Genomic DNA, 17,155 nt, shown 5'->3' with positions numbered 1-17,155 from the left:
GTGGCGCTGACCGGACGCACGGGACTGCTCGCCGCCCTCGCCGCGATCGTCGTGCTCCTCGCCCCCGAGCCCGGCCTGGTCGTCCTGGCCGCCGCGCTCGTGCTCGCCGTGCTCGTGACGGCCGACCTGCTGCTCGCGGGCGCCGTACGCGGGCTTCGCTTCCAGCGCGACGGCGAACGAAGGGTGCGCCTGGGACAGTCGGCGACCATCGGTCTGGTCGTGGACAACCCGGGTGGGCGGCGCGTGCGGGGCGTGCTGCGCGACGCCTGGCAGCCCTCGGCCGGGGCCGAGCCCCGGCGGATGCCGCTCGACGTGCCGGCCCGTGAGCGGCGGCGCCTGGTCACGACGCTGACGCCCACCCGCAGGGGCGACCGGGAAGCCGTGGCCGTGACGGTCCGCTCGGTCGGGCCGCTGGGCCTGGCCGCGCGGCAGCGGACGTTCCACGTGCCGTGGACCGTCCGGGTGCTGCCGCCGTTCCTCAGCCGCAGGCATCTGCCGGCGCGGCTGGCCCGGCTGCGCGAGCTCGACGGACGGCACCCCGCGCTGGTGCGCGGCCAGGGCACCGAGTTCGACTCGCTGCGTGAATACGTGGTGGGCGACGACGTCCGCTCCATCGACTGGCGGGCGAGCGCCCGGCGCAGCGATGTCGTCGTACGCACCTGGCGGCCCGAGCGCGACCGCCGGGTGCTGATCGTGCTCGACACGGGCCGCACCTCGGCGGGCCGGGTCGGGGAGGCGCCGCTGCCCGGCTCCGGGCCGTCCGGGTGGCCTCGCCTGGACTGGTCGATGGACGCCGCGCTGCTGCTGGCCTCGCTCGCGGCGCGGGCCGGCGACCGCGTCGACTTCCTCGCCTACGACCGTGCCGTACGGGCCCAGGTGTCCGGTGTGTCGCGCACGGAGCTGCTGTCGTCGCTGGTGAACGCGATGGCGCCGATCGAGGCGGAGCTGGTCGAGGCCGACGCCGCGGGGATGGTGGCGGCCGTGCTGTCCAGGGCCAGGCGGCGCTGCCTGGTGGTGCTGCTGACCGACCTGAACGCCACCGCCATGGAGGAGGGCCTGCTGCCCGTGCTGCCCAGCCTGTCGTCCCGGCACATGGTCGTGGTGGCCTCGGTCGCCGACCCGCGCGTCGCCGGCATGGCGGCCGGGCGCGGCACCGCGGAGGCCGTCTACGACGCCGCGGCGGCCGAGCGGCTGCGCGGCGAACGGCGTGGGATCACCGCGGTGCTGCGCCGCCACGGCGTGGAGGTCGTGGACGCCCTGCCCGAGGACGTCGCCCCGGCGCTCGCGGACGCGTACCTGGCGCTGAAGGCCGCCGGCCGGCTCTGAGTCCTCTTAGGCGGTCGGTACTTAGGCGGTTGGCGCGAGATCGGGGGCGTGTTCGATGTCGCCCGTCTCGTTCGCGCGTTCCGCCCGGCGGCCGAAGACGACCACGTACGCGATGAACAGCGCCTCCGCGAGCGCCCCGATGGAGATGCGCGCCCAGGTCGGCAGCCCCGACGGGGTGACCCCCGCCTCGATGAGCCCGGAGACGAGCAGCACCACGACCAGGCCGAGCGCGACGCTCATCACGGCCCTGCCCTGCTCGGCCAGCGCCTCCGCGCGCCGCCTCGGGCCGGGGTCGACGGCGGTCCAGCCCAGCCGCAGCCCGGCGGCGGCCGCCAGGAAGACCGCGGTCAGCTCCAGCATGCCGTGCGGCAGGATCAGGCCCCAGAACACGTCCGCCTTGCCGTGCGCGTGCATCAGGCCGCCGAGGAGTCCCACGTTGGCCGCGTTCTGGAACAGGATGTAGGGAATGGGCAGGCCGAGCAGGATCGCCGAGACCACGACCTGCATGGACAGCCAGGCGTTGTTCAGCCACACGTGGCCGGCGAACGACACCGCCGGATTCTCCGAGTAGTAGTCGGCGAAATCGTGCTCGACGATCTGCCGGATCTCCTCCGGCGTGCCGATGAGGCTCTGCACCGTGGGATCGCGCGCCACCCACACACCCACGACGTACGCGACCGCGAGCGAGGCCACCGTGACGCCGATCCACCACCGGCGCGCCCGATAGGCCACCACGGGGAAGGACACCGTGAAGAACCGGGCGACCTCCCGCCAGGCCGGGCTGTGCGCGCCCGTGACGGCCGAGCGCGCCCTCGCCACCAGCGACGACAGACGTCCCACGAGAAGGGCGTCGGACGACCCCGACCGCACGATGGACAGGTGGGTCGCCGCCCGCTGGTAGAGCTCGACCAGCTCGTCGACCTCCGCGCCGCGCAGCCTGCGCTGTCGCCGTACGAGGTCGTCCAGCCGGTCCCAGGACGGCTTGCTCGCGGCGACGAAGGCATCGATGTCCACGGATCGGACCCTATCGACGCGACGCAGTAGGGTGCGCAGTGTGTCCGAAGTCGTGACCGGCGAGGCGGTCGTCGTAGAGGTTCGCGTCGCCCAGCTCCCCAGCCGCGCCCTGGCCTTCCTCATCGACTGGGCCGTCCAGTGGGCCGTGCTGATCCTGACCGTCGTGCTGGTCACACAGGCGTCCCTGGTGACCGACGACTCGCTGGCCACCGGCCTGTTCATCCTGTTCCTCGTGCTGGTCACGGTGGGCTATCCGGTCGCGTTCGAGACGATCAGCAGGGGCCGCTCGCTGGGCAAGCTCGCCCTCGGCCTGCGCGTGGTGAGCGACGACGGCGGGCCGGAACGCTTCCGGCAGGCGTTGTTCCGCGGGCTCGCCGGATTCCTGGAGTTCTGGACGTTCGCCGGCGCTCCCGCGCTCATCACGTCGCTCCTCAACCAGCGCGGCAAGCGCCTGGGGGACGTGTTCGCGGGGACGACCGTCATCGGGGAGCGCACGCCGCAGCAGGCCCCGCCGCCGGAGATGCCTCCGGCGCTCGCGTCGTGGGCCGCGACGCTGGAGTTGTCCGGGTTGTCCGACGACCTGGCCAACACGGCCCGGCAGTACCTGTCCCGCTGGCACCAGCTCACCCCTCAGATGCGGGACGAGATGGGGATGCGCGTGGCCGCGCAGGTCAGCGCGCGGGTGGCGCCGCCGCCCCCGCCCGGCGTTCCGCCGTACGCCTATCTGGCCGCCGTACTGGCCGAACGCAGACGCCGCGAGGAGATGCGGCTCGCCCGGGCCCGTTCCACGCCCCCGCCGTACGGTCCCCAGGGGTACGGCGCTTATGGACACGGCGTGCAGGGCCCCGGCTCTTATGGACAGGGCGCTCATGGGCACGGCGCTTATGGACCTTATGGGCAGGGCGCTCATGGGCAGGGCGGGCCGGCGCCGGCGCCGCCGACGGCGGCCGAACCGCCGCGCGGAGATGCTCCGCCGACATCGGGGGGATTTGTTCCGCCCGTTTAGGTGTAGAGCCCGATATGCGGGGCACCTGTGGTCATTGCAGGTCATGGGGCATACCTGCAGTGGGGTTGAGGCGGGCATCGCCGGTGCGTTGAGGGAGAGGCCGCACCGGAGATGCCCGCCTCCTTCCATACCTCTAGTGCCTGCTGGGCTCGCGGTACGAGCCCTGACTCTGCACGTTGAGGATGTCCATCTTCACGCTCTTAGCCTGGTTCGTACGCGGGTCGTTGATCCGCAGGACGTCGAATCCCTGGTTGAACTCGCTGCCGTAGATGTAGCCGTTGTAGTAGTAGGCCGACCAATAGCCGGCGCTCAGCGGCTCCGACCACGGGCCGCGCTCGAAGTAGCCGATCTCCTGCGGGTGCGCCGAGTCGGTGAAGTCCCAGATCGAGACGCCGCCCTGATACCAGGCCTGCACCATGATGTCGCGGCCCTTGACCGGGATCAGCGAGCCGTTGTGCGCGACGCAGTTCTCGGTGTCGTCCTGGTAGCGGCTGATCTTGAAGTAGCTCCGGAAGGTGAGTTTGTTGCCGGGGGCGATGTCATAGATGGCGTCCGCGCCACGGTTCGGGCCGATGGCCTCGTTGCAGGTGGCCGCGCCACCACCGCCGAGCTCGTCGGTGAAGACCACCTTGGTGCCTTCGTTGTTGAACGTCGCCGAGTGCCAGAAGGCGAAGTTCTCGTCGTCGCGTACGACGTCGAGGACCTTCGGGCGCTCGGGGTCGCGGATGTCCAGCAGGATGCCGTCGCCCATGCAGGCGCCCGCCGCCAGGCCCTTTTCCGGGTACGCGGTGATGTCGTGGCAGCCCGTCGTCGCGGACGTGCCGTTGGGGTAGGGCTGCCCGTCACCCGGGTTGCCGCCGTCCGGGAACAGCACCGGCGTCGCCACCACAGACGCGGCGGTGGGGTTGTTGAGCGGGACCTTGATGATGGAGATCAGGTCGTGCGGCGGCTGGCAGTCGGGGAAGGACGCCGACGGGCTGTAGGAGGAGACGTAGATGTAGACGTTCTTGCCGCTCTTGTCCGGCACGAGGGTGTGGGTGTGGGAGCCGCAGTTCGTCTCCACCGACTTGATGTACTTCGGGTTCGACTTGTCCCTGACGTCGAAGATGCGGACGCCCTCCCATGACTCCTTGACCGACGCCGACTGGGACGTGCTGGCGCACGAGTCGTCGTTGCGGGAGGAGTCGACCGACCCGAACAGCAGGTCGCCGTACACGGACATGTCCATCTGGGAGCCGGGGCAGACCACCGAGCTCTTCACCACCGGCCTCTTCGGGTTCCTGATGTCGAAGATCGTGAATCCGCCATAGTTGCCGACGTAGGCGTAGTCGCCCTGGAAGGCGATGTCGGTGTTGATGGTGCCGGCCAGGGCGGTGGGGGTCGGCACGTTCGCGACGTGGGTGACGTTCGCGCTCATCGCGATCTCGCCCGGAGCCAGCACGTCAGCGGCCTGTACGGGATTGGCGGACAGAGCCAGGACGACCGCCGCGCCCGTGACGGCAAGCGCACGACCGCTGCGGCGTAAGGTGAACAACTTGCTGTCCTCCTCCTATAAAGGGGGCATAAATAGACTGATCGTCACTTCTGACTTGATTGCTTCGCTAGCTGTCAACCTGTCAATAAAACTGGCACATGTCGCCCTTTGTCGTCCCGAACCTGCCGGGTTAGCGTCGTGATCTCGGTACGCTCCGCGGCAGGGAGGGCAGGGGTGCGAAGCGCGCAGGACAGCAGGAAGCGCTCTGCGCGGGACCGCACGTGGGACAGCGGCGGGCGCTTTACGCGGGGCGGCACAGCGTGCTTCGCCCGGGAGAGTAGGACGCGGCTCGCGCGGAAAGGTAAGGCGCGGCTTGGGCGCGTCCTGGTGGCCGGTGTCGCGCTCCTCTTCAGCGCCTGCCTTCTCACCGCCTGCGCGGAGGACGTACGGGAGAGTGCTCCCGTCTCGACCGCGCCCGTGATCGCGCCCGGCCGGCCCGGCGAGGAGGCCAGGACCCTCAGCCCTGCCGAGGCCGCCACCGCGGTCCCCTCCCCCACCGTCAACGCGGCCGACGTGCGGTACGTCCAGAACATGATCGTCCACCACCGGCAGGCGCTGGACATGGCGGCCCTGGCTCCCTCGCACGCCTCCTCCGCCAAGCTGAAGGCGCTCGCGGCCCGCATCCATGACGTACAGGAGCCGGAGATCCGCGTCATGACGTCCTGGCTCGACCGGGAACACCTCCCCCGGCCCGACCACCACGCCGATCATGAAGGCATGCCGGGCATGGCCACCCCGGAGCAGATGAAGGCGCTCAGGGCGGCCTCCGGCGCCACGTTCGACAGCCTCTTCCTCCAGATGATGGTCGCCCATCACGAAGGCGCGATCGCGATGGCCACCACGGCGCTCACCGAGGGCTCACACCTCACCGTCGAACAGTGGGCCACGGACGTGATCGCCGAACAGACCGCCGAGATCCGGCGGATGCGTGAAATGCAGGGCACCCGACCTTCCCCCACCCCCGCCCTGCACCGCGCCTGACCTGCACCCCGCCCGACCGCACGGTGCCCGAGCTAAACCGCACCTGACCTGCACCGCACTCGACCGCACGGCGCCCAACCGCACGGCGCCCGAGCTGCACCGCGCTCCACCTCACTGATCGCATTACCTCTCCGGTAATCGCCGTGCCGCGTGCAGGTGCACAAGAGTCGTGGCATGAGCACTGACACCCATGACGTCGTGGAAGAGCTGCTGCGCCGGATGGCGGAGGGCGATCACGACCGTACGGCGGCGCTGTTCGCCGAGCCCGTCGACTGGCTGCTCTCCTGGCCCGCCGAGGGGCATCCTGCTGTTCCCTGGATCCAGCCGCGCTCCAGCCGGGCCGAGGTGGCGGACCACTTCCGGTCTCTGGAGGCCCACCATGTGCCTGAACTCAACGGCACGTCGGTGACGCGAATCCTGGTCGACGGGACACACGCCGTCGTCCTCGGAGAGATCGTGCAGACGGTCCGAGCCGGGGGCACCGCCTACACCTCGCCTTTCGCGCTGCATCTGACCGTGGAAGACGGACTCATCACCCGCTATCACATTTTCGAAGACAGCCTTACTATTGCCCGCGCCCTCAGCACCCAAATCAGCCCATAAAGGGCCTTTTCTGGGACCCCAGGTGCCTTTTCTGGAACCCCAGGAAGTCGTCCAGCGAACTTGCCTCCCACTTTTCTCGCATGACACAATTAATACACGCTTTCGAAATAACGAGTGGAGGTGCGATGGAACCGTTCGATATCGATCCTGAGCGCCTTCACCGTTCGAATGGTCCTGACGACGGTGAGTGGTGGGACCGGCTGATCGCCAATCCGCCGCTGTGGTCGTCCGACGGCTCGTCCGCCCGCGATCCCTTCCCGATCATCAACGTCGACTCCCGGCAGCGCGCCGACGCACCCGTTGTCGAGAGCGTGGACGCCCCGGGCGCGGACGTCCCCGGCACGCATACCGACAGCGCAGATAGCGACGGCGCGAACGCCTCGCCTGGGGCTGCCGACGGCGCGGACGCTGCTGGCACAAACGGCACTGGCGCGAATGGCACTGGCGCGGGCGGCTCTGGCTCGGGTGCGGGTGCTTCCGAGGGTGTGGGCGGTCATGGTCGGGGCCAGCGCCGTGTGCGGTCGTCGTGGGTGGTGGTGGGGTCGGTTCGTGAGGTGGCCCAAGAGCTGGCGCTGACCCCGCTGCCCGACGACGTGGACATGTGCCTGGCCGAGGCGGAGGAGTTGCTGTTCGCCCGGGATCGGATCACCAGCGCGCTGGCCGACCGCGTCGGCCGGGTCCACCGAGCAGGTCAGGCCAGGCAGCATGGGCATGCCTCCACCCGCTGCTGGCTACGCACCGCCGCCGGGATGACGGTGGGCGGTGCGGGCCGCCTGCTCACCCTCGGCGCGGAACTGCCGCGCCTCCCTACCGTGCGGGAGAAGTTCGCTGCGGGTGAGCTGGCGGCGGGGGTGGTGGAGGCCATCTGCGCCGCTGTCGCCGGACTAACCGACGAGCAAGCCACCCTGGCGGAGCCGATCCTGGTGGACCTGGCCAGCAAAGCGGGGGCGGCGGAAGTCGCCAAAGCCGGCCGCCACCTGCGGGCGGTGCTCGACCCCGACGGGGAAGAACGGGATGAGCGGGCCGATTACGGGCGGCGGTTCCTGCGAGTCCGCCCGGGCAAGGGCGGCGGCGTGGAAGGGGAGTTCTACCTGCCGCGTGAGGCCGGCGCCCGGTTGATGACGTTGTTGCAGGCGTACGCCAAGCTGAGGGCACAGGGTGATGACCGCCCGCTGACGGTACGCCAGGCCGACGCGCTGATCGCCCTGCTGGAGCAGAAGATCGTCACCGAGCTCCTCGTCGTGGTCAGCGCCGAATCCCTCCCCACCGACCCCGACAACACCAACCCAGAAACCACCGACCCCACCGCCGACCCGGCCACCCAAGACCCCGCTGCCCCGGCCACCGAAGACACCGACCCAGCCACCCAAGACCCCGCCGACCCGGCCACCGACGACCCCGCCGACCATGTCGAGGACGCGCGGGACGCCGAGGGCTTCGAGGAAGGCCGGGAGCACACAGGCGACTTTGCTCCCGGCGAGTCCGACGACCTCGACGCGGCCGAGGCCGAGGCAGGTGCCGGTGCGGGGAGCAATGCCGATGCCGACGGAGCCGCTGACGCCTGCACCGAGAGCGCCGCCGACACCGTAGCCCCTGCGCCTGTCGAGGCCGCCGACAACGCCTCCGACGCGATGAGCGGCCCCGGTCACCCGAGCGGCGCGGACGGCCCCGACGGCTTCGACACTCCCGAGGCCGACGACACCAGCGACTACGCCCCCGACGCCACCGGAGGCACCGACGCCCCCCACCAGGCCGACGACGCCGTCTCCGACGTGATAGGCGACCCCGGTGCTGCGGGCGGCACCGACGCCCCCGACGCCGCGGACGGACTCGACAGTGCCGAGACTGAACCTGAGGCCGAGGCAGGTACCGGTGCGGGAAGCGACGCCCATGAATGCGAACCGCCCGGCACCGCAAGCACCGCCTCTCCCGACGGCGACGGAGATTCCCACACAGCACCTTCGGACACAGCACCTTCGGACACAGCGCCTTCGGAGGCGGTGCAGCCGGATCCTCCTCCCGAGGACGCCTCCGCACGTCACACCCACGCCGGGCATCGGCCTGCGGGGGACTGCCGGCATGGCCAGGGCACGCCGGGAGCGCTGGGAACGGCACTGGGATCGTCGCTGCGTGCGTCGTCGGGGATGGTGCCGCCGGGGTTGCTGCTGGCGACCGGGCAGGTGCTGCCCGTCTCCAGCGTGCACCGCCTCGCCCGCACCTCGACTCTGGTGCGGATCGTCATGAACGCCGACGGGCAGGTCCTCGACATGGGCCGAAAAGTCCGCCTGGCCACCCCCGCCCAACGCCGGGCCATCTACGCCCGGTACGCCACCTGCTGGGTCGACGGCTGCCCCCTGCCCGCGACCATGTGCCAGATCGACCACGCCGACAACTGGAGCACCGGCGGCCTCACGGACCTGAAACTCCTCGGCCCGGCCTGCCAGTTCCACAACCGCGACCGCTACCAGCACCCCGACCGCTACACCCGCCGCAACGTCGGCGAAGACCGCTGGGCCTTCACCTACCACCGCCTCGGACAAGCCCGACGACTACACGAGTAAGACGCGGGGGCACACAGGGAGCGCGACGCGGCACCGGGCAACGCGCGGGAGCCCGCACAGCCGCGAGCAAGGCGGGAGGCAGCGGGCGGGGTGGACGCGCAGACAGGCCCAGCGGCTGTGAAGTGAAGCGGGAGGCACAGAGAGAGCCTGCCGCGCAGGCAAGCCCGGCGACGCGCGGACAGGCCCGCACGGCTACGGGAAGGAGACAGGAAGCACAGAGGGGCGTGGCACGCAGGCCGCCCCGGGCGGCGCAACCGCAGGGTCCCCAGCGCGGACCGACCAGCGCGGCTGCCGAAGCGAAGCGGGGAGGCGCAGAGGGAGCGGGGCGCGCGGGCAGACCCGGGGCGGATATGGGAATGAGGCCGGAATGGAGAACTCGGGCCGACGAGGTCAGGACCCGAAGCGCCAGGAGCGGAGATACTCCTCCTGCTCGCCGGTGAGCGCGTCGATCGAGATCCCGGCGGCGGCGAGCTTCAGGCGGGCCACCTCGGCGTCGATGTCGGCCGGCACGTCATAGACACCCGGCGACAGCCGGGCGGACTCGCGGACCAGCCAGGCGACGGCGAGCGCATGAGCGGAGAACGACATGTCCATCACGGCGGCCGGGTGCCCCTCGGCGGCGGTCAGGTTGACCAGGCGCCCTTCGGCGAGCAGCAGCAGCCTGCGGCCGTCTTCCAGGACGTACTCGTCGGTGTTGGGCCGGATCCCGAAGCGCACCTCGCGCGCCATCTCCTCCAGCGCCCGTACGTCGATCTCGACGTCGAAGTGACCCGCGTTCGCGAGGATCGCGCCGTCCTTCATGACGGCCAGGTGCTCGGCGCGGATGACGTCGCGGTTGCCGGTGACGGTCACGAACACGTCGCCGATCTCGGCGGCCACGCTCATCGGCCGTACGTCGTAGCCCTGGAGGGCGGCGTCGAGTGCCTTGACCGGATCGATCTCGGTGACGACGACCCGCGCACCGAGGCCCTTGGCCCGCTCCGCGACGCCCCGGCCGCAGAAGCCGAAGCCGGCCACGACCACGGTGCGGCCCGCGAGCAGGACATTCGTGGCCCGCATGATGCCGTCGAGCGTCGACTGGCCGGTGCCATAGCGGTTGTCGAACATCCGCTTGGTCCGCGTGTCGTTCACGGCGACCATCGGGAAGCGGAGCGCGTTCTCCGAGGCCATCTGACGCAGCCGGATGATCCCGGTCGTGGTCGCCTCGCAGCCGCCGACCACGCCGTCGAGGAGCTCGATCCGCTCGGTGTGCAGGGTGTTGACCAGGTCGCATCCGTCGTCGAGCACGACGTGGGGCGCGATGTCGAGTGCCTGGTGGATGTGCCGGTAGTAGGTCGCCTTGTCCACCCCGGCGCGGGCGTGTACGGCGATGCCGTACGTCCTGAGCGCCTCGGCCACGTCGTCCTGCGTGGACAGGGGGTTGGACGCGGCCAGGGCGATGCGGGCACCGCCCTCCCGCAGCGCCCCGAGGAGCACCGCCGTCTCGGCGGTCACGTGCATGCAGGCGGCGAGGCGCAGGCCGTCGAGCGGCCGGTCGGCGCCGAACCCGGCGCCGACCGCCTGGAGGACCGGCATCGAGCGGGCCGCCCACTCGATGCGCCGCTCTCCGGCCTCCGCGATGTCCGCCGTGATGTCCGGCTGAATCACGCCGTCTGCCTCCTGACGAGGGGCGCGGGCCGGGCCCACGCCCCCGTCGTGCGAGTCGCGATCAGTAGCGGTAGTGGTCCGGCTTGTACGGGCCCTCGACGTCGACGCCGATGTACTCCGCCTGCTTCTTGCTGAGCTTGGTCAGCTTCACGCCGAGCGCGTCGAGGTGGAGGCGGGCGACCTTCTCGTCGAGGTGCTTGGGCAGCACGTAGACGCCGGTCGGGTACTCGTCGGTCTTCGTGAACAGCTCGATCTGGGCGATGACCTGGTTGGTGAACGAGTTCGACATGACGAACGACGGGTGGCCGGTGGCGCAGCCGAGGTTCATCAGGCGGCCCTCGGCGAGCACGATGATCGAGTGCCCGTCGGGGAACACCCACTCGTCGACCTGCGGCTTGATGTTGACCTTCTTGATGCCCGGGATGCGGGCCAGGCCGGCCATGTCGATCTCGTTGTCGAAGTGGCCGATGTTGGACACGATCGCCTGGTGCTTCATCTGCGACATGTGCTCGGCGCTGATGATGCCGTAGTTGCCGGTGCAGGTGACGAAGATGTCCGCGATGCCGACGACCTCCTCCAGGGTGGTGACCTGGAAGCCGTCCATGGCGGCCTGGAGCGCGCAGATCGGGTCGATCTCGGTGACGATGACCCGGGCGCCCTGGCCGCGCAGCGCGTCGGCGCAGCCCTTGCCCACGTCGCCGTAGCCGCAGACCACGGCGACCTTGCCGCCGATCAGCACGTCGGTGGCGCGGTTGAGGCCGTCGATCACCGAGTGGCGGCAGCCGTACTTGTTGTCGAACTTCGACTTGGTCACCGAGTCGTTGACGTTGATCGCCGGGAAGAGGAGCGTGCCCGACTTGTGCATCTCGTAGAGGCGGTGCACGCCGGTCGTGGTCTCCTCGGTGACGCCCTTGATGCCCTCGGCGACGCGGGTCCACCACTTGTCCGCGGAGACCGTGCGGCGGAGCGTGTCGAGGATGACCGCCCACTCTTCGGGGTCGTCCTCACCGGCGACCGGTACGGCGCCGGCCTTCTCGAACTCGACGCCCTTGTGCACGAGCAGCGTCGCGTCGCCGCCGTCGTCAAGGATCATGTTGGGGCCGGAGCCGTCGGGCCAGCGGAGGGCCTGCTCGGTGCACCACCAGTACTCCTCCAGCGTCTCGCCCTTCCAGGCGAAGACCGGAACACCGGAGGGGTTGTCCACCGTGCCGTTAGGGCCGACGACGACCGCGGCGGCGGCGTGGTCCTGGGTGGAGAAAATGTTGCAGCTCACCCAGCGGACGTCGGCGCCGAGCGCGACCAGCGTCTCGATCAGCACGGCGGTCTGGATCGTCATGTGCAGCGAGCCCATGATCTTCGCGCCGCGCAGCGGCTGCGCCGCGGCGTACTCCTTGCGGGTCGCCATGAGGCCCGGCATCTCGTGCTCCGCGAGGCGGATCTCTTTGCGGCCGAATTCCGCAAGCGAAAGGTCGGCGACCTTGAAGTCCATGAGTGTCTCCTCCGTTGTCCGTCGTTGCGAGTTTAGGCGTCGCGGACGCAGGAACGCATACGCGGGGGCACGAACCTGACACAAGAATGTGAGATTCCCCCGCTGACGGGTTCCGGAGGCACTCAGACTGTCTAGCGTGGACCCAGGAACGGGGACCGGAGGCACGATGCGCATCACCGAGGCGGCCAAGCGGCTCGGCATGTCTCCCCGGATGTTGCGCTACCGGGAGGCTCTTGGCCTGCTGCCGCCCGTACGGGACAGGGGCGCCCATCGGCGCTTCGGGCCCGACGAGCTGGAGGCGGTGCGCCAGGCGATGGAGCTGGAGCGGCGGTTCGACGTCTCACCGGCCGAGCTGGCCTTCGCGCTCCGGGCGCTGTCCGAGCCCGCGGTGGCCCAGGCCGTACGGGATCTCGGCGTGCGCATCGGGCGCATCCAGGCGCCGCGCCGGGCGCTGGACTTCGAGAAGGAGAAGGCCCTGCGACTGCTCCGGCACCGGTGAATCAGGCGCTCGGGCAGCCAGAGCTCAGGCGCCGACCACGAGGCGCAGGTCGTCGGCCCGCAGGGAGTCGGCCGTGACATACGGCTGCTCGCTGACGATGTCGGTCATCGTCAGCGGGACGTTCAGGGACGGCACCAGTTTGAGCGCCCTGACCAGCAGGTTCGGGTGCTCGGCGGTGAACTCCTGAGGCACGCCGAGAAGCTTGGCGGTCATCTTCGTGGTGCAGATCACCACGTTGCCCTCGAAGGTGAACGTGCTGCCGCTCAGCGTCGCCGGGCCCATCGTCTGCTGGGGCTGCTCCAGCACGGCCTTGTCCATGGTGAAGCGCAGCATCTTGACCGTGCCGGTCGCGGTGGGCATCTCGACCACGCCGGTGAACTTCATGCCGGTCATGGTCAGCGAGGGTGCGCGTACGGCGGCCGGCTCGGTCGCGACCCGCACCGCCCCGGGCGTCGAAGGGGCTCCCGGCTGGTCGTCCCCGTCCTCGCCGGGTGACGGCGAGGGGCTTTTCCTGCCGGTGAGCGACCCCACGGCGCCCTCCAGATCCGTGGGCAGCTTCGTGGGTAGCTTCGTAGGCAGCGCCGTGGGGAGCGCCGTGGGGAGCGCCGTGGGGAGTGTGCTGGGCAGGACACCGCCGAGGACGTCGGACAGGCCGCTGGGGACGGCACTCGGGAGGACGCCGGGCAGGAGGGAGCCACCCTGCCCGGAACCGCCCTGCCCGGAACCGCCCTGCCCGCCCGTTCCCGGATCGTCCCGCGCCAGGGCCGTCCCGGCCGCCAGGATGACGGGCAGCACGGCGATGGCCAGCGCCTTGGCCCCCGGACCCGGTCCGGTGTCCCCGCGCCCGCCGCCGTCCGGACGTACGCCACCGCCACCGTCGTCGGGGTCCTCATCGGCACCGCCGCCAGAGCCGGGGGCGTCGGGGGCGTCGGGGGCGGGATCGGCGTCGCGCTTGACCCGGGCGACCAGGATGCGCGGGCTCTCGTCCGCGGGTTCGGCGGGCCGCTGCGGCCGGGCGGCTTCCAGGCGCTCGTCGCCGCTGACCACCCGCCGCTCGGTGAAGGTGATGCCCCCGTCCGAGAGCGCGGGAGGCGCCGCGGGCGCGGCCGGAGCCGTGCCGGCCTCGGTGGTCTCCGCGGGCGTCCAGGCGACCGCGAGCGCGCCTCCGACCAGGCCGAGCAGCATGCCGATCAGGAAACCGCCCAGGTTGGCGTAGACGAACGAGGCGATCGAGACCAGTACGGCGACCACGCCGAGGAAGGCCCGCTGGCCGGGCTGGAGCCACACCATCAGGCCCAGGATGATCAGCACCAGCGCGATCAGATAGGTGGCGCCGACCGTGCCCGACTGGATGACGAGCGGCAGGGCCTGGGTCGCGAACGGGATGCTCAGCAGCTCCAGGCCGGCCGCGAGCACGAGCAGGCCGCCCCAGAACGGCCGCGACCGCCGCCATTTCACCGGCCGCTCCATCAGAAGCACTCGTGCCGGCCCGGCTCCACGGCGAGTTTCAGCCCCGGCAGCTTGAACGTGGCCGCGTTGACGGCCCAGGAGACCTGCCGGAAGTCCTTGATGGTGATCCCGGCGGCCTGCTGGCCGAACATGCCGGACGCGCCCTGTCCGTCCGGAAGCTGGTCGAGGGCGCTGGCGTCGCGGCCCGCCTCCAGCTTCGTGAAGACCGCGTTGCCCTCGATCTGGGTGGCGTCGACGATCATGTTCTCGGCGGTCACCGGGTCTTTGCCCGTGCCGGCGGTGATCCGGATGGTCACGGCGCCGACGGGCGACTTCACCAGCACGGTCTGGCACATGTTGGTCAGAGTGGCCTTCCGGATGCCGGAGACGGCGACCGGGATCTTCTGGCCCTTCTTGTTCTCGACCGTGCTGCCGTACTGCACGAAGCCCTGGCCCTGCAGTGTGTCCGCGGAGACCTTGAAGGTGTCACCGGAGACGACGAACGACGCCCCGATCGCCCCCTCCGCGGTCGCACCGACCAGTACGGAGGCGACCGCGAGCGCGGGCACGAAGACGAGGGCGAATCGTTTCCACCGCACGCGTCCCTGAACCACGAGTCACCTCCGGAGTCAACCAGCCGTAATGTAAGGGTAAAGTTACCGACTGGTACCACCAGCGATGAAGTGACCGTGCATCACATTTCAATCACGGTGCGCAAGGAAATCGAACCGCCCGTAACGGGCGTTATGCGCCGGTACGTTGCCCCGAGGCGGCGTCCGCCCGATAGAGGTCCGGCTCCAGGTAGATCACCCGGGCCATCGGAACCGCCTCGCGGATGCGCCGTTCGGCCTCGTCGATGCCGCGAGCCACCTCACCGGCGGTGTCGTCGTGCTCGACGGCGATCTTCGCGGCGACCAGCAGCTCCTCCGGGCCGAGATGCAGAGTGCGCAGGTGGATGACCCGGCTGACCTCGGGCGCGGCCTCCAGCGCGGCGCAGATCTTGTCCTCGACCTCGGGCGTCGCGCTCTCGCCGATCAGCAGCGACTTGGTCTCGGTGGCCAGGATGACCGCGATCACGGCGAGCAGCACGCCGATCACGAGGCTGCCCACGCCGTCCCACGCGCCGTTGCCGGTGACCACGGCCATCGTCACGCCGAACAACGCGAAGATCAGACCGAGCAGCGCGCCGAAGTCCTCCAGCAGCACCACCGGAAGCTCGGGCGCCTTCGCCCTGCGGATGAAGGCCACCCAGGAGTGGTCGCCCTTGAGGGCGCTCGACTCCTTGATGGCCGTACGGAACGAGTAGCCCTCGGCGAGGATCGCGAAGATCAGCACCGCGAAGGCCCACACCGGCGACTCCACCGGCTCCGGGTCCGCGATCTTGTGCCAGCCCTCGTAGAGGGAGAACAGGGCGCCGATCGTGAAGAGCACCACGGCCACCACGAACGCGTAGAAGTAGCGCTCCCGGCCGTAGCCGAAGGGGTGCTTGCGGGTGCTCTGCTTGGCGGCGCGCTTGCCGCCGAGCATCAGCAACGCCTGGTTGCCGGAGTCGGCCACCGAGTGGACCGACTCGGCGAGCATCGACGACGACCCGGTGAACAGGAACGCCACGAACTTCGCCACGGCGATCGCCAGATTGGCGCCGAGCGCCGCAAGGATCGCCTTGGTACCGCCACCCGCACTCACGATGGACTCCTCATTTCAAACGGCCGAGGCGATCCTATTGGGAAATCCTGGCCTGAAGTTCCCTCGCCGCGACGGCCGACGCCGGGTCGATCCCGTACCCGAGAGCGAGGTAGACACTCGCGTAGTCGCACAATCCGGCCAGTGCGGCGAACCGGTCCAGCGGGTGCGCGCCCTCGCCCAGGATCTCGGAGACCGGAATCCCCCGGTCCTCGGCCAGCCGTACGGCGGCCGTGCGCGACCTGGTCACCTGCGGGTGCTCCTCCTCGTCACGCAGCAGCAACAGGCGCAGGCGCGCGCCGTCGCCCGGCTCGTCGGCGAACGGGTCGGCGAAGATGTCCCGCCCGGCGAGGGGTCCGTCGAACGTCGTGATCTGGTTGTGGGCGGCCTCGGGCAGCTCTCCCCAGATCGCCGGATAACCGGCGTCCCCGCTCAGCCGGGCGGCCAGACCGTGGGCCGCCACCGCGGCCAGCGGCGAGGTGCCCCAGATGACCGGGAGCGTCCCGGCCAGTTCCATCGCCAGCGTCTTGCCGGGGTTGATGAACGCCTCGCTCGACGGCCGGCACCGATGGGCCAGGTCCTCCAGCCGTTTGGCCACCGACTCGAACTCGCTCTCCCCGGCCGTCACCAGCCCGAGCGAGGCCGCCGCGAGGATCGGCGGCACCATGAGCGACCACAGCGTGGCCCTCGGCTGCCCGGCCACCCCGGTCGCCCCGCCCACCTGCGCGTACGGCCCGCCGGCCCGCTCGACCAGCGCCGACAGCGGCGTGCCGGGCGCGCCCACGCCCACGAGCGCGCACCCGCGGCGTACGGCCTCGGCGGTGACGGCGACGGTCTCCTCGGTCTTGCCGGAGCGGGAGACGGCGATGACGAGATCGGCGGCGCCGACCCAGCCGGGCAGCCGGTGGCCGCGCACCGTCACCACGGGGACCGGGGCGCCGTATCGGCAGAGCGCCTCGAGCACGTCGCCCACGAGGGCGGAGACGCCCATGCCCGCCACCACGATCGCGCGGGGGCGGCCGTCACGGCCGACCCGGGCCACGCCGTTCTCCACCGCCGACCGGTAGGCCGCCCGCACCTGGGCGGCCGACGACGCCACGGAACGGAGCACGCCGGAGGGGTCGCCCTCCACCAGGTATGCCTGGTCGTCGAGCCGGTCGGGCTCGAATCGGGCCCCTCCGGCACTGCTCATGCCTTGCGTGCCTCGTCGACGAGGAGCACCGGGATGTCGTCGCGCACCGGGTAGACCAGCCCGCACGACTCGGAGGTGCACGCCAGCTCGTCCGCGTCGGGGACGGCGCGGAGCGGGGACTTGCACGCCGGGCAGGCGAGGATGTCCAGCAGCCAGTCGTCGATCTTCAAC

General features: G+C 70.7%; 15 protein-coding genes. 6 read left to right on the top strand and 9 right to left on the bottom strand.

The genetic code is table 11. From position 1 onward, the window contains the following. Entirely contained in the window at positions 1-1,326 is a 1,326-nt protein-coding gene (locus tag HCK04_RS15875; protein WP_142648104.1) for a DUF58 domain-containing protein, read from the top strand. 21 nt (positions 1,327-1,347) lie between these two features. On the opposite strand, the gene HCK04_RS15870 is transcribed toward HCK04_RS15875, so the two are convergent. Continuing rightward, positions 1,348-2,340: a stage II sporulation protein M gene (locus HCK04_RS15870; RefSeq protein ID WP_142648103.1), complete on the bottom strand. Its 993-nt coding sequence runs from the start codon at positions 2,338-2,340 to the stop codon at positions 1,348-1,350. A 40-nt stretch (positions 2,341-2,380) separates the two neighbouring features. Here HCK04_RS15870 and HCK04_RS15865 point away from each other — a divergent pair, with 40 nt between their 5' ends. Continuing rightward, on the top strand, positions 2,381-3,346 hold the full coding sequence (locus tag HCK04_RS15865) for an RDD family protein (RefSeq protein ID WP_205830349.1): 966 nt from the start codon (positions 2,381-2,383) through the stop codon (positions 3,344-3,346). Positions 3,347-3,479: 133 nt separating this feature from the next. Here HCK04_RS15865 and HCK04_RS15860 read toward each other — a convergent pair whose 3' ends face one another. Next, a complete protein-coding gene (locus HCK04_RS15860; RefSeq protein ID WP_240971469.1) occupies positions 3,480-4,880 on the bottom strand; it encodes a hypothetical protein in 1,401 nt (466 codons plus the stop codon). Between the two features lie 327 nt (positions 4,881-5,207). On the opposite strand from HCK04_RS15860, the gene HCK04_RS15855 reads away from it, so the two are divergent. The 3 genes from HCK04_RS15855 to HCK04_RS15845 all read left to right on the top strand — a co-directional run bounded on the left by HCK04_RS15855 (position 5,208) and on the right by HCK04_RS15845 (position 9,025). Continuing rightward, positions 5,208-5,861, top strand: a complete 654-nt coding sequence (locus HCK04_RS15855; RefSeq protein ID WP_260617282.1) for a DUF305 domain-containing protein — start codon at positions 5,208-5,210, stop codon at positions 5,859-5,861. A gap of 174 nt (positions 5,862-6,035) precedes the next feature. Then, positions 6,036-6,464 (top strand): nuclear transport factor 2 family protein, encoded by a 429-nt coding sequence (locus tag HCK04_RS15850; protein WP_142648101.1) that lies wholly within the window; start codon positions 6,036-6,038, stop codon positions 6,462-6,464. A 554-nt stretch (positions 6,465-7,018) separates the two neighbouring features. Beyond that, positions 7,019-9,025, top strand: coding sequence for a DUF222 domain-containing protein (locus HCK04_RS15845; protein ID WP_142648100.1), 2,007 nt, complete (start codon positions 7,019-7,021; stop codon positions 9,023-9,025). Between the two features lie 390 nt (positions 9,026-9,415). On the opposite strand, the gene HCK04_RS15840 is transcribed toward HCK04_RS15845, so the two are convergent. After that, positions 9,416-10,672: an adenosylhomocysteinase gene (locus HCK04_RS15840; RefSeq protein ID WP_142648099.1), complete on the bottom strand. Its 1,257-nt coding sequence runs from the start codon at positions 10,670-10,672 to the stop codon at positions 9,416-9,418. Positions 10,673-10,733: 61 nt separating this feature from the next. Then, on the bottom strand, positions 10,734-12,161 hold the full coding sequence (gene ahcY, locus HCK04_RS15835) for an adenosylhomocysteinase (protein WP_147944041.1): 1,428 nt from the start codon (positions 12,159-12,161) through the stop codon (positions 10,734-10,736). Positions 12,162-12,327: 166 nt separating this feature from the next. Between ahcY and HCK04_RS15830 the strand changes: the two genes are divergently transcribed. Beyond that, positions 12,328-12,660, top strand: coding sequence for a MerR family transcriptional regulator (locus HCK04_RS15830; RefSeq protein WP_142622861.1), 333 nt, complete (start codon positions 12,328-12,330; stop codon positions 12,658-12,660). 24 nt (positions 12,661-12,684) lie between these two features. On the opposite strand, the gene HCK04_RS15825 is transcribed toward HCK04_RS15830, so the two are convergent. From HCK04_RS15825 to HCK04_RS15805, 5 genes are all read right to left on the bottom strand, one after another. Then, positions 12,685-14,118, bottom strand: a complete 1,434-nt coding sequence (locus HCK04_RS15825) for a DUF6114 domain-containing protein (protein WP_142648098.1) — start codon at positions 14,116-14,118, stop codon at positions 12,685-12,687. An 11-nt stretch (positions 14,119-14,129) separates the two neighbouring features. Beyond that, on the bottom strand, positions 14,130-14,708 hold the full coding sequence (locus HCK04_RS15820; RefSeq protein ID WP_205830305.1) for a DUF6230 family protein: 579 nt from the start codon (positions 14,706-14,708) through the stop codon (positions 14,130-14,132). Positions 14,709-14,853: 145 nt separating this feature from the next. Continuing rightward, positions 14,854-15,795, bottom strand: a complete 942-nt coding sequence (locus HCK04_RS15815; protein ID WP_142648096.1) for a cation diffusion facilitator family transporter — start codon at positions 15,793-15,795, stop codon at positions 14,854-14,856. Positions 15,796-15,829: 34 nt separating this feature from the next. After that, positions 15,830-16,984 (bottom strand): SIS domain-containing protein, encoded by a 1,155-nt coding sequence (locus HCK04_RS15810; RefSeq protein WP_142648095.1) that lies wholly within the window; start codon positions 16,982-16,984, stop codon positions 15,830-15,832. Then, the gene (locus HCK04_RS15805; RefSeq protein WP_076432865.1) at positions 16,981-17,154 is read right to left on the bottom strand and encodes a Trm112 family protein; all 174 of its coding nucleotides are present in this window, start codon (positions 17,152-17,154) and stop codon (positions 16,981-16,983) included. Before HCK04_RS15805 ends, HCK04_RS15810 begins: the two co-directional genes overlap by 4 nt. Between the last annotated feature and the right edge of the window lies 1 nt (position 17,155).

The organism is Microbispora sp. CL1-1 (assembly GCF_012034195.1).
GTDB lineage: Bacteria > Actinomycetota > Actinomycetes > Streptosporangiales > Streptosporangiaceae > Microbispora.
Note: the sequence above shows the minus strand (reverse complement) of the source record. Positions and strands in the feature narration are given on the sequence as shown.

Excerpts from the sequence above, each read along its gene's own strand:
- HCK04_RS15830 (WP_142622861.1), top strand. The coding sequence starts at position 12,328 with ATGCGCATCACCGAGGCGGCCAAGCGGCTCGGCATGTCTCCCCGGATG.
- ahcY (WP_147944041.1), bottom strand. The coding sequence starts at position 12,161 with ATGGACTTCAAGGTCGCCGACCTTTCGCTTGCGGAATTCGGCCGCAAA.
- HCK04_RS15810 (WP_142648095.1), bottom strand. The coding sequence starts at position 16,984 with ATGAGCAGTGCCGGAGGGGCCCGATTCGAGCCCGACCGGCTCGACGAC.
- HCK04_RS15850 (WP_142648101.1), top strand. The coding sequence starts at position 6,036 with ATGAGCACTGACACCCATGACGTCGTGGAAGAGCTGCTGCGCCGGATG.